The organism is Burkholderia sp. Bp9015 (assembly GCF_003853505.1).
Classification (GTDB): Bacteria; Pseudomonadota; Gammaproteobacteria; order Burkholderiales; family Burkholderiaceae; genus Burkholderia.
Genome location: NZ_QTPZ01000005.1, coordinates 252664 through 265673 on the forward strand (window position 1 = coordinate 252664; position 13010 = coordinate 265673).

A 13010-nucleotide genomic window follows, 5' to 3' on the forward strand; every position below is an offset into this window, starting at 1 on the left:
TTCGGTATGCCACGCGCCATGAAGAGCGCTGCATCGTTCAACCTGGAGACATCAATGAAAACGTCAACGGCTTCCCCCCCGCGCGCCGGCGGCGCCATCACCATCGGCCTGTGCTTCGCAGTCGCGCTCCTCGAAGGGCTCGATCTGCAATCCACCGGCATCGCCGCACCGCGCATGGCACGCGAGTTTCATCTCGCTGCCGCGCAGCTCGGCTGGGCATTCGGCATCGGCGCGCTCGGTCTGTTGCCGGGCGCGGCGATTGGCGGCAGGCTCGCGGATCGCATCGGCCGCAAGCGCGTGCTGATGATGTCGGTCGCACTGTTCGGGATATTCTCGATCGCAACGACCCAGGTGTGGGATCTGCAGAGCCTGCTCGTCGCGCGCTTTCTCACGGGCCTCGGTCTCGGCGCTGCGATGCCGAACCTGATCGCGCTGTGTGCGGAGGCGGCGGCGCCCGGACAACGCAGCACGGCGGTCGGCGCGATGTACTGCGGCATGCCCTTCGGAGCGGCGCTCGCGGCGGTAATCGGCATCGTCAGCCCGAGCGTCGAGGCCTGGCGGCATATCTTCTATGTCGGCGGGATCGGCCCGCTGCTGACCTTGCCGCTGCTGGCGCTTTTCATTAAGGAGTCGACGCACTTCGTCGCGGCTGGCCAGGGTGCGACCCATGAGTCGAAGGACGGCATCGTGCGCGCGCTCTTCAGTGACGGGCGTGCGGTGACGACCATCGCGCTGTGGATCAGCTATCTGGGGACGCTGATCGTGCTGTACTTCTTGATGAACTGGTTGCCGTCGATGGTGCTCTCGCGCGGCCTCACGCCGGTACAGGCAAGCATCGTGCAGATGATGTTCAACATCGGCGGCGGCGTCGGTGCGATCGTGATCGCCGGCCTGATGGATCGCATCGGCAAGCGGGTGGTCGTGGTCGGCATGTATACCGGCATCGCGACTGCGTTGCTTGCGCTCGCCAGCGCGAACGGCAGCACGTCGATGGCATTGGGCGGCCTGCTGGCGGGCCTGTTTCTCGTCGGCACGCAGTCAGTGCTGTACGCGCTCGCCGGTGCAACGTATCCGACGCGGGTTCGAGGCACGGGCGTCGGCGCGGCGGTGGCCGTCGGCCGCGTCGGCTCGATGGTAGGCCCGCTGATCGCCGGGCAACTGTTTGCGCTCGGCCAGAGCGCGTCGATGCTCGTGATCTCCAGCATTCCGCTCATCGTGATCGCGGCGCTCGGCGCGCTCGCGGTGGTCGGGAAATTTCCGCGCGAGTCGGCCGACGGCTCGCGCACGTTTGGAACCGAATCAATCTGACGAAGGATCTCGACATGACTGACACTGTGACTCATAGCGAAGCCGCGACCAGCAAGTACGTGAACGTGGTGGAAGGCGGCACGGAACTGCGCGTGCACTACAACGACACCGGCGCGGGCAAGGAAACGCTCGTTCTGCTGCACGGCTCCGGCCCGGGCGCGAGCGGCTGGGCGAACTTCCATCGCAATGTGGACGCGTTCGCGAACGCGGGTTATCGCGTGATCCTCGTCGACTGTCCCGGCTGGGGCAAGAGCGATTCGATCGTCTGCACCGGCTCGCGCTCCGACCTCAACGCGCGCGTGCTGAAAGGCGTGCTGGATACGCTCGGCATCGAACGCGCGCATCTCGTCGGCAACTCGATGGGCGGGCATAGCGCGGTGGCCTTCGCGTTGTCGTATCCGGAGCGCGTCGGCAAGCTGGTGCTGATGGGCGGCGGCACGGGCGGTCCGAGCCAGTTTGTGCCGATGCCGACCGAAGGCATCAAGCTGCTGCAAGGGCTGTATCGCAACCCTACGCTCGAGAACCTGAAGAAGATGCTCAATGTGTTCGTCTACGATGCGAGCACGATGACGGAAGAGCTGATGCAGACGCGGCTCGATAATATGCTGGCGCGGCGCGATCATCTCGAGAACTTCGTGAAGAGTCTGGCGGCCAATCCGAAGCAATTTCCAGACTACGGTCACCGGCTGAACGAAATCAAGGCGCCCGCGCTCGTGATTTGGGGGCGCGATGACCGTTTCGTGCCGATGGATGTCGGCCTGCGGCTCGTTTGGGGTATGCCGAACGCCGATCTGCATGTGTTCGGGCGCTGCGGGCACTGGGCGCAATGGGAGCACGCGGAGCGATTCAACCGGATGGTGCTGGAGTTCCTGCGCCAACAACAAGCCGTTTAGTCTGCTTTCCGCGATCCCTCCGTCGGGCGGCTTCTGTGCTTCGAAAGCGGCCGTCGACGGGCACCGGCGTCGTACGACCGAGATGGGTCGGTGACGGTCGACCGCGTGCGGCGTTAGCCGGCCACCAGCTGACATTTGGCGTCTGAAGTCGAAATGCTGGCTTCTCGGCTATCTCCGGCCGCTCCTGATATGAGACCCTCCCGGACAAGCGCACGTCTGCTGCCGAGCAAGCGAGCAGACTATTTCCCCGCCGACAGATCCGGGAGAGACAGGAAACGAGGGCATTCGCCTCCAAGGAAGAGGCCGACTATCAAACTCAAACTCGACTACGTTGGCGCGTCGTTGCGAATACCGATCACGTAACGCGCATTGCGCGCCACGGACGGGTCGGGATCGGTGGCCAGCCGGGCAAGCAGGGCCGACGCCGTGCCATTGAATTCGGCGAGCGCCTGACAAACACGTACACGGGTCTGGACATCGGCTCGACCGTCCGAGATCGCTGCTTCAAAGCGCTCCACAATTTGCCTTGCGATCGCGGGGTCTTCCGCCAAATCGGCTAACGCATCGGCCGCCTCGACATCGTGAGTCCCGCCAAGGACCTGCTCGATCAGCAGGGGAATGGCGTCGCGTATCCCCCATCCGCCCAGCACCCGCGCGGCGCGATACCGCACGCGCTCCGCGGGGTCGAGGAGCGAGCCACGCAAGGTCTCCACCGCATCGGAACCGCCGAGTTTCGCCAGCGCGAGCACGGCCCGTTCGCGTACTGCCGGATCGGGCTGTTGAAGCGCCGCGCCAAGTACGCTGGCGCCGCTGCCTACGGTTCTTCCCAGCGCCCAGTGCAGCGCACCTGCGACATTCGGCTCCTGTTCCTGGAGCAGTGCGTGGGCGATGAGTGCTGCAAGCGGGGCATCGCTGGACGCCGCGTCAAACGCAGCACGCTGTCTCTCAGGCGCATGCGTCGACTCCAGTCCTTTCAACAGATGCACGACCTCAAGCACTGCTGACCAATCCTCGGGAGAGGTGGCGGACACAGAAGTCAGCCGGCAAAGCAACGCTTGCTCTGCGGCCAGCCGCTCGCGGCTGCGAACCATCAGCGCGTCAATGAGCACATCGGGGTGAGGCGCCTGTTGGCTGAGCGCCTGACGCACCTCGGCCAGCCCAAGGCCCAGCGAACGCAGGCTCTCCACCTGGAACAGGCGCAAGGCATCGGCTTGCGAATACTCGCGGTATCCCGCTTCCGTACGTCCCGATGGGCTGACCAGTCCGATCGCGTCGTAGTGCCGCAGCATGCGCGCGCTGACGCCGGAACGATTGGCCAACTCGCTGATGCGCATCACTTGTCTCCGGTGTCATCTGGTTCACGCCGCGTCGTGTCTCGGCCTTGGCTCCCATCGAGCCTCGAAAATTCTAACAAACCGCCAACGGCTTCCATCACCTCGGCCAAAACGTGGCTCATCACATCGATCGCCGTCAACCCGCCTATTCATCGGCGTAGGGCAACGGTGCACTTGCGCGCCACGCATCGGCTGGATCGAGCACAAACGCACTCTCCGGGTCCGCAATGAGCCTGAGGCTCGCGCAGGCATGAACGCGAACCGCCGGGTTCGTGTGTCGGGCCGCCGCATCGAGCGGGGCCATGGCGTCGTCTCCAAGCATGAGTAAGGCCCGGCTCAGACTGCGCTTGAGGTCCTTGTCGCCGCGGCCCAGCTCGCGAACCAGTTCGCGTGCCAGGGCGGCTCGTCGCCAGGTCGGCACCAGCCCCGCCGCGGTGCGCCACGCAGTTCGTGCCACCTCCGGATCGGGGTCATGTAGGTGCCCGCTCGTGATCGCTGACCAGGTTGCGGGGTCGCCGATCTTCGAGAGCGTATGCAGCGCCTGGCTACGCGCTTGCGCCAACGGCGAGCGCAGCTCGTCAAGCAGCAATGGCAATGTCAGGTCCTGCGCATGCCGGGTGAGCGCCCAGGTGAGCATGTCGCGAACGAAGAAATCCGGTTCGACACCGCAACGCTTCACCAGTAGCGTGATCTGGCCTGGATCGGGAGCCGTGCCGGCACCCAGCGCAGCCGCAAGGCGGAGCGAAGCGTCCGGATGCTCGAGTGCCGTGGTCAGTGCGTGACGGGAAGTCGGGGGATAGTGATGGGTCATGAACGCCTCCTCGCCCGACAGTGGACGCCTTGTCACTGTGACAAGGTCAAGTGTTTTCGGACGAGGGGCGAATTGCACGCCCAGACTGCCGTTCGTGGGGCCGATCATCGCTTCCTCCGCGGGTGAGGGGGCGGCGGGTGGCCATGAGCAGTCGGTCGACGTCGACGGCTAGATCATTGACAATTGCTGTGCCGGTCCATCGATGGCTTGGCGCGGGCAGGAGGAAAGGTGCGATGGGGCAAAAATTGGCCGATACCGAGTTAGCGCTTTACAGGAGATTGGATGAGGTTCTGTACTACGTATGGGACCCAATCGGCGTCGCATCCAGCCCCGCGGCACGCGACGAATATCAAGGGTATCTGCCCAAGGTTTTCGCCATGTTGCAGGAGGGATTGGACGCGTCGTCCATTGCAGCATACCTCGACAATGTTGCGACTGAGAGCATGGGTCTGGGCACGAATCCAGGACATTCCAGACGCGTCGCGGAATTGCTGCTCGACTGGAAGACCGAGATTTATGGGGTTCGGCATCGACAAACTTGATCCATTCGACGGAAGTCTCAGTTCGATGGCGGTCCCGATCAGCTTCCCGAATCGGCCATGACCAGCCTCACAGTCGGTGCTCTGATAAGTTGATCGTTTGCAACCGGGGTATGGGTTGGCTCTATGGTTAGCCCGTGGGTGATTTATCCGTCGCTTGGGAATTAATGATAGAGGGGAAGAATGATGTTGAAGATCTTCCGTGACTCGTGGCCGACGCCGCCGAAATTGTCAAGATCTCAGTATCGGAGACATCGCCTCCGGTGTCTTGTGTTTCTGTTGACATGGGTTTCTTTTGGCGTGGGTTTGTATTTGATATGGGGGCACCTAAATCTTATGCTGCAGATCATCTTGATTCTCGTCGGTGCGGCATTTAGTCCGGGTGTGGATATGGTTGAGCGGTTATTTGTGCCGTACGAGAAATATGAAAAGGAGGGGCCAGATTAATAGCGATAAATTTTAGAAACCAAAGTGCGACATATCCGGAGGCTGCGTCGATGCGCCCGAAGCGAGACACATTTGCAGCAAGAGTAACTGTCCGTGATGCCCCTCAGTCTACGGGCCAGTTCCGAGCTTCGTCTAAAATAGATGTTTGAAAGCTGCATCAAAGTTATTGGAAGAAAAGTTTTGAGGAGTCATGGGTCATCCTGTATACAAACTGCTCGAAACACTGGATGCCAAACGACTTTATTACGCACTTTCGCGACATCGCAGTGACGCCATATTGGTTTCGGTAACGCTCGTAGGAATGCGCGTTGAGGTCGATGTTTTTGACGATGGGCGAATGGATGTTTGCTGCTTCTGCGGCGATGAAAGTGTCGAAGGATTTGAAGATCTGATCTACACACTTGTCGCGGAATACGGAAAATAATGGTACCCGCGGCGGTGTTGCCGCCATCGAGCAGCAACGCAAAATCCGCAATCGTCAACAATGCGAGACCGACTGACACGACGAATGTCGGCTTTCGGCAAGTGATAGCGGCTGCTTCGGGTCGGGGGCGGCCGATCGCGTCGGGCAGGTGTCGGCCAAGAAGGGCCGTTCAACGGCACCTGGTAGATCGTCAACAATCTGTGCGTTATAAACTGTGGCATTACAATCGCAACCGACTACGAAGTGAATGCCACAACGCTAGGCGGATTTTCTAATAGGCGCTGAGCCGCAGACAACCGAGAGTCCCTATGTACGCTCCTGGTGATTCTATATTGCTAGCATTTTTCTGGTGTTGGGTATGGTTCTCCACCGTTTTTGTGAGCCTGACCACAATCTCTTTTGTGGGGGCGCACCGGGATGAGAGTTGGTTAAATCGGTCCCCGCTATGGTGGGCAATACGGATACTGATAATAGTATTGTCGGGTGGTGGAATGCTTGGCGTGGCCCGTGTCTCATATATCTTACGGGCCGCCAATGCGTTACACATGCTAAGTTGGATGTTCGGTATCGTCGTCGGAGTTGGTCTATTTATTGCGCTGCGGAATCCTCGGAGTAGAAAGGATAACCCTGGCACCAATTAAGTGGTCATCGTCCCTAGAGTCCCAATAAATCTCGGCAGACGTCCGCTTCGGAGAACTCGGAACGTCCCTTGCGGGTCGGCCTGAGGCGATGGTCGTCGGCCCGGGTTCAGCCATGAAGGGACGGTCGCCCCCTCACGTCATCGTCGGCAGTCAGCGCACTTCATGAGCCGGGATTCTCGCTGGATCTGTCTAGACTCAAACATGCGAAATGACCCAAAGCTCGTTACTGAAAGGGGCGCTTGGATCTATCAATAGCAATGCCAATTATTAAACTAATGCCGGCTATCCAGAACAAGCCATTCAAGGAGCGGAATTCATTCTTATTAAGGTAGGCGATCTGGCCATGGACGTCATGCATATAGACTCTGCCTTGGGAAGGATCAGGCACCTTCGAGCGCGAATTGACAAAGTCATAAGACAAGTAGATTGCCGAACAAAATGATATTACCGAAATTGCAAGAACAATTGCCTCGCACTGTCTCCAGAATTTCATAAAATCACCCTTTCGTCTCGACGACCGACCGATGCGAGCGGCGCGCGCAGCACCTTGCCAATTATGCATGAGACGATCGGCGAGTTCTATGATGGCACTGGCCGCCACCTCGTTAGTTTTCCGAGCCGGGATTGCAGGCAGCCCCGGTGCGCCACTGTCTATGTCCGCTATGGATTGCCATGACAGTCAGCTGTGGGTCGATCACCACCATTGGCGACGAACGATCGTATTATCCGAGACCCAATCTGACGTTGACCGACCAGTCAGATCCCGGCCTATACACCCGATGCTACCGATGACGTCTTTTCCAGTCGAACGATGGAAGCTCGATACGACTGGCGACAGACCCGTTCCAGGACGTTTCGAACCCGGCCCGCGCAAGCGCTTCCGCGACCTGGCGGCCCACTACCGAACCGCGCGCGTCGTCGCCGGCGAGGTCGCCGAAGGCGAGCGTGAGGCCGTGTCCATCCAGCGCTCTTTCGACATCCTGTCCGTGATAAAAGCAGTACCCGTGATAGCGCCCTTGCGGCGCGTCCTGCACGGCTTCCGAAACGTCCGAGTGGCCATCCGACATCGTGTATCCGGCGTTCGACAGCGCGCAGATGCCGTCGTCGTCCAGTTCATCGAACACGCGGTCCAGCCGATCGCAATCCGTCTCCCGAGGCCAGGACCGTTCTGCCGCAGCCTTGCGTTCGAATTCCGACTCGATGAAACCTTCCAGCCGATCCGCGTCGCAGTCCGGCTCCAGGATGTCCTCCATCATTTCCCGCACATCATCGGGGTCGTTAAAGCCCGACCACACCCATTTGGTGATGCACTCCATCACGTATTTTTCGGTGTCCGTCACGTCATGGCCTCCAGGTGTCGTCTTCGACGTTCAACGCCGCTGCCGGCCGTTACCCGTCAGCGACAGTCCTGCTCGACAGTTCGCACCGGCGTATTGAAACCGTGTCGAGCGGCGAACATCCCTCCGGAAAACGGTTCGGCGTCTCGACGCGCGCCAGCGGCGCCGCCCGTTTTCGCGAGCACTAGCACCAGCACAAGCGTGCGCGATGCGCAGCTTCCAGCATCACCATGTCGAATGCGCTTTCTCCAGTTGCCGGTGCTCATCGTCGCGGCACCGTTTCAGCGGAGGGCAGGATCGATTTCGGCACTGCTCAATCCGAATCCCGCCATGCGCGCGCGATGCTCCGGCGAGCCCAGATACGAGCGCAGCTGCCGGTTGACTGCATCGAGCAACGCGCTGTTTTGTCGATTGAACGAGAAGGCACCCAACGGCGGCAGGCGGTGTATCCGGTCCGCTACCGGTTCGTGCGCGACGGCCTCGAGCAATGCGCCGCCCATCCGCTTCGCCACGATCCGAAGTCCGAGCGCAGTACTGGCGTACGCGTCGACCGCGCCGGCGCGCACCGCGTCGATTGCATCGGCTTGCCGGTCGAACAGGGTGATCTGATGCTCGCTCACGCCCGCGGCTTTCGCCGAGTCGTGCTGTACCTGTCCGGTTATGATGCCAAGACGTGCATCGGGACGCGCGGCAAGCGACGCATAGCCGGTCAGTTGCTTCGGGTTTCCGGCACGAACGAGAAAGCCGTCCGCGATTCCCCACACGGGTACGCTGAACGCGACCATGGCGGCGCGTTCCGGCGTAACGAAGAGCGGAACGTTCATGTCCCAGCGGCCTGCGGCGACACCGGGCAGCAGTTCACTGAACGTCGTCAGGTGAGGTTCGATCCGCGTGACACCGATCGCCCGAAGGATCTCGCCGGCGAGATCGAGGTCGGCACCGGTTGCCGTGCCATCCGGTTCCGTCCATCCAAATGGCGGTTCGTCGAGGTATGCAATCGTTACCTTCATCGCGTCTTCTCGCGAGCAGGGACGGCCGCCGAATCGGCAGCCGATTGCCGACGATTCTAATACTTCGCTCGCAGGACAGGGCCGGCCGCAGCCGGCCCCGATCATGCGACTACCTGGGCCAAACTCAACCCGCCACGTTCCGATTCGCTTCGATCACGGTCAACGCCGTCATGTTCACGATCCGTCGCACGGTCGCGCTCGACGTGAGGATGTTCACCGGCGCATTGACCCCCAGCAGGAACGGCCCGACCGCGACGTTGCTGCCGGCTTCCGTCTTGAGCAGGTTGTAAGCGATGTTCCCCGCATCGACGTTCGGGCACACGAGCAGGTTCGCCGCGCCCTTCAGCGGCGACATCGGCAGCAGCCGCGCACGCAGCGCCTCATCGAGCGCGCAGTCGCCATGCATCTCGCCATCGGCTTCGATATCCGGCGCGTGCGCGCGGATGATCTCGAGCGCCTTGCGCATCTTCACGCCCGACGCCGCGCTGCCCGACCCGAAGTTCGACCGCGACAGCAGCGCAGCCTTCGGCGTGAGGTTCAGCCACTCCATCTGCCGCGCGGCCGCGATCGTGAATTCCGCGATCTGCTCGGCATCCGGGTTGTCGTTCACGTGCGTATCCACGAGCGCGACCGTCCGCTGATTGAGCAGCAGAATATTCATCGCCGCGTAGGTCGATGCATCGGGCTTCTTGCCGATCACTTCATCGACGAAGCGCAGGTGGTTGTGATACTCGCCGACCGTCCCGCAGATCATCCCGTCCGCATCGCCGAGCCGCACCATCATCGCGCCGATCAGCGTCAGGCGCCGGCGCATTTCGACGCGCGCCATTTCCTTCGAGATGCCGTCGCGGCAGCGCAGTTCCCAATACGTGGTCCAGTATTGCGGGAAGCGCTCGTCGTATTCCGGATTGGTCACCTCGACGTCCTGACCGAGACGCAGGCGCAGGCCGAACCGCTCGATCCGCGCGAGCAGCACCTCCGGCCGGCCGACCAGGATCGGGCGCGCGAGCTTCTCGTCGACGATCACCTGCACCGCGCGGAGCACGCGCTCGTCCTCGCCTTCGGTGAACACGATGCGTGCCTTGCCGCCGTCGCGCACGAGCTGGCGTGCGGTCGCGAACAGCGGCTTCATGAACGCGCCCGAGTGGTAGACGAACTGCTGCAACTGCTCGACATACGCGTCGAGATCCGCGAGCGGGCGCGTCGCCACGCCGCCTTCGATCGCCGCCTTGGCGACGGCCGGCGCGATACGCACGATCAGGCGCGGATCGAACGGCTTCGGAATCAGGTATTGCGGACCGAACGACACTTCATCGCCGCCGTAGGCCGCGGCGACGATGTCGTTCTGCTCTTCCTGCGCGAGGCCGGCGATCGCGTGAACCGCGGCGATTTCCATTTCGCGGGTGATCGTCGTCGCGCCCACATCCAGCGCGCCGCGGAAGATGTACGGGAAGCAGAGAACGTTATTGACCTGGTTCGGGAAATCCGAGCGGCCGGTCGCGATCACGACGTCGTCGCGCGTCGCGTGCGCGAGTTCGGGGAAGATCTCCGGCGTCGGGTTGGCGAGCGCGAGAATCAGCGGCCGCGCGGCCATCGCCTTCAGCATCTCCGGCTTCAGGATGCCGCCGACCGACAACCCGAGGAACACGTCCGCGTCGCCGATTACTTCGGACAGCGTGCGCGCATCGGTTTCCTGCGCGAAGCGTTCCTTGGCCGGATCCATCAGCGTGGTGCGGCCGCGATAGACGACGCCTTCGATATCCGTCGCCCAGATGTTCGCGACCGGCAGCCCGAGGTCGACGAGCAGGTCCAGGCAGGCCAGCGCCGCCGCGCCGGCACCCGACGTCACGACCTTCACTTCCTTGATCGACTTCCCGACCACCTTCAGCCCGTTGATGAACGCGGCGGCGACGGTGATGGCGGTGCCGTGCTGGTCGTCGTGAAAGACGGGAATCTTCATGCGCTCGCGCAGCTTGCGCTCGACGGTGAAGCACTCCGGCGCCTTGATGTCCTCGAGGTTGATCCCGCCGAAGGTGGGCTCGAGCCCGGCGATGATGTCGACGAGCTTGTCCGGGTCGGTTTCGTTGATCTCGATGTCGAACACGTCGATCCCCGCGAACTTCTTGAACAGCACGGCCTTGCCTTCCATGACCGGCTTGGACGCGAGCGCGCCGATGTTGCCCAGACCCAGCACGGCGGTGCCGTTGGTGATCACGCCCACCAGATTCCCGCGGCTCGTGAAGCGGTGCGCGTTCAGCGGCTCGGCGGCGATCGACTCGCACACGCTGGCGACGCCGGGCGTGTAGGCGAGCGCGAGATCGCGCTGCGTCACGAGCGGCTTGCTGGCGACGACGGAGATCTTCCCCGGGGTCGGAAACTCGTGATAGTCGTACGCGGCCTGCTGCTGGGTCTCTGTCTGTTTCATGTTGTCGGGTCCGGGCGTGCGCGTCAGGCCAGTCCCGACGCGATCCATGGAGGTGATTCTAGGGATCAGCCATAAGGAGATGATTCTGTTTTAATATCGGTCCATCACTTTTTCATGATGGCGTGGCGGTACGGCAATGACATTCGACGCGAACGACGTGGTCAGGCGGCTTGGCGCGCGCCTGAAGATGCGGCACCTGATGCTGTTGCTGCAGATCCAGCAGCACGGATCGCTGACGCGCGTCGCGGAGCACATGGCCAGCAGCCAGCCCGCCGTGACGAATGCGCTGTCCGAGCTGGAAAGCATGTTCGGCACGCCGCTGTTCGAGCGCTCGTCGCGCGGGATGCGGCCGACCGCGCTCGGTTCGGTCGTGCTCGAGCGCGCCAAGGCGATGCTGAAGGATCTCGACCATCTCGCCCGCGAGATGGAGGCGGTTGCCGCCGGCCATGCGGCGCACCTGCATATCGGCGTGATTCCGTTTATTTCGGGCCAGATGCTGTCGGCGGCGCTCAAGCGCCTGCAGTCCCGGATGGAACGGCGCCTGACCGTGACGATCCACGAGGGCACCAGCGATCAGCTGCTGTTGCAGCTCAAGGACCACAGCGTCGATCTCGTGATCGGGCGGGCATCGTCGGCGATCGATCTGGGGCAGGTCTCCTTCGAAGTCCTGTACCAGCAGCAGCCCCGCATGATCGCGAGCCGGCGGCTCGCCGCGAAACTGGCCCGCACGAAACTCGACTGGGAGAAGCTGCACGCGCTGGACTGGATTCTCGGCGCGCCCCACACGCCGATGCGGGAGCAGGTGACCGACCTGTTTCTGTCGGCGGGCATCGCGCCGCCCGTGCCGATCGTCGAAAGCTACTCGTCGAAGCTGATCGGCGAAATGATCGCGTCGAGCGACGACGCGGTGTCGATCGTGCCGGCCGATATCGCGGAAGAAATGGTGCGCATCGCCGGCGTGGCGATCGTGCCTTACTCGCTGGTCTGGACGTTGCCGCCCATCGCGCTGTTTACCCGCGCTGCCGAATCGCATGCGCCGACGCGGGATGTGCTCGTGCAGGCGCTGCGCGAGATCTGCAGGGAAACCTACGTCGAAGCGCCGCGATAAGCCTTCGGTTGCCGGCCGGTACGTGCGCGGCCGGCAACCGCGTCATTCCCGCTTTTCATCGTCCGCCGATTCACATGGCGTGCTGTGGCGGGCGTGTTGCAATTGCATGGATCGTCATCGTCAACTGCGTCGTCAACCATTACTGGAGCGTCACGGCGCATGGCCGGCAACAGAGGCGACAAGTCCGATGCTGGCACGACTCGATTTCGTCATCAAGAAACGAGCGGCATGGGTGAATTTCCAAATAGTGGTTGTTCATTGCGCGGCGCTTGTCCTACCCTCATAACCGGTCCACAAGGAAGGCTCGCGGCGGCCGCGTACCGTATCGATTCCATCGTCTTTGTCGCTTGTTCCGTCGCAGTTCGGCGGATTATCAACGTCAGACGCGTGCTTGTCGATTCGTATGGTGTGCGTTGCATCATCGCTGCCGTGACGGCATGGGTTGCCGGCCAACGATAATGCGCCGGCGTGTGCGGTGCGATCGGCAAGCAGCCGTTTGCAGGAAGGGTATCGGGATGTCGGGCAACCTGCTCGCGCCTGGCGCGGCGAGGGCCCGGATGTTTTTTCGATCGATTGCGGACACAACGTGCGCGCTCGCGAGGCATGCAGCGGGCGATCGAGACGTGGAGGGGCGAGCTTGATTTTGCGACTCACATTCAAACATTTCGCATCGCTGATCGTGGCCGCCGCACCGGCGGCCGCGTTCGCGCAGACGAGCGTGACGCTGTACGGC

The 13010-nt window shown here is 62.2% G+C and carries 10 protein-coding genes; 5 read left to right on the plus strand and 5 right to left on the minus strand.

What is annotated here, in order from left to right:
- Positions 1–54 precede the first annotated feature (54 nt).
- Together mhpT and DIE12_RS08545 are read left to right on the plus strand one after the other, a co-directional pair.
- Positions 55–1308 (plus strand): 3-(3-hydroxy-phenyl)propionate transporter MhpT, encoded by a 1254-nt coding sequence (gene mhpT, locus DIE12_RS08540; protein ID WP_124521542.1) that lies wholly within the window; start codon positions 55–57, stop codon positions 1306–1308.
- A 14-nt stretch (positions 1309–1322) separates the two neighbouring features.
- Positions 1323–2201: an alpha/beta fold hydrolase gene (locus tag DIE12_RS08545; protein WP_124521544.1), complete on the plus strand. Its 879-nt coding sequence runs from the start codon at positions 1323–1325 to the stop codon at positions 2199–2201.
- Positions 2202–2527: 326 nt separating this feature from the next.
- Here DIE12_RS08545 and DIE12_RS08550 read toward each other — a convergent pair whose 3' ends face one another.
- Both DIE12_RS08550 and DIE12_RS08555 read right to left on the minus strand, forming a co-directional pair.
- Positions 2528–3535, minus strand: a complete 1008-nt coding sequence (locus tag DIE12_RS08550; RefSeq protein ID WP_124521546.1) for a HEAT repeat domain-containing protein — start codon at positions 3533–3535, stop codon at positions 2528–2530.
- Positions 3536–3680: 145 nt separating this feature from the next.
- A complete protein-coding gene (locus DIE12_RS08555) occupies positions 3681–4346 on the minus strand; it encodes a HEAT repeat domain-containing protein (RefSeq protein WP_124521548.1) in 666 nt (221 codons plus the stop codon).
- 233 nt (positions 4347–4579) lie between these two features.
- On the opposite strand from DIE12_RS08555, the gene DIE12_RS08560 reads away from it, so the two are divergent.
- Positions 4580–4888 carry a hypothetical protein gene (locus DIE12_RS08560; RefSeq protein WP_124521550.1) on the plus strand — a complete coding sequence of 103 codons (309 nt, stop codon included), beginning with the start codon at positions 4580–4582 and terminating at the stop codon, positions 4886–4888.
- Between the two features lie 634 nt (positions 4889–5522).
- On the plus strand, positions 5523–5756 hold the full coding sequence (locus tag DIE12_RS08565; protein ID WP_124521552.1) for a hypothetical protein: 234 nt from the start codon (positions 5523–5525) through the stop codon (positions 5754–5756).
- Positions 5757–7179: 1423 nt separating this feature from the next.
- On the opposite strand, the gene DIE12_RS08570 is transcribed toward DIE12_RS08565, so the two are convergent.
- The 3 genes from DIE12_RS08570 to DIE12_RS08580 form a co-directional block, all read right to left on the minus strand.
- A complete protein-coding gene (locus tag DIE12_RS08570) occupies positions 7180–7737 on the minus strand; it encodes a DUF6891 domain-containing protein (RefSeq protein ID WP_124521554.1) in 558 nt (185 codons plus the stop codon).
- A 278-nt stretch (positions 7738–8015) separates the two neighbouring features.
- Positions 8016–8744, minus strand: coding sequence for a transporter substrate-binding domain-containing protein (locus tag DIE12_RS08575; protein WP_124521556.1), 729 nt, complete (start codon positions 8742–8744; stop codon positions 8016–8018).
- 124 nt (positions 8745–8868) lie between these two features.
- Positions 8869–11169: an NADP-dependent malic enzyme gene (locus DIE12_RS08580; RefSeq protein WP_124521810.1), complete on the minus strand. Its 2301-nt coding sequence runs from the start codon at positions 11167–11169 to the stop codon at positions 8869–8871.
- Between the two features lie 136 nt (positions 11170–11305).
- Here DIE12_RS08580 and DIE12_RS08585 point away from each other — a divergent pair, with 136 nt between their 5' ends.
- A complete protein-coding gene (locus DIE12_RS08585) occupies positions 11306–12277 on the plus strand; it encodes a LysR substrate-binding domain-containing protein (protein ID WP_124485204.1) in 972 nt (323 codons plus the stop codon).
- The last annotated feature ends 733 nt before the right edge of the window (positions 12278–13010 follow it).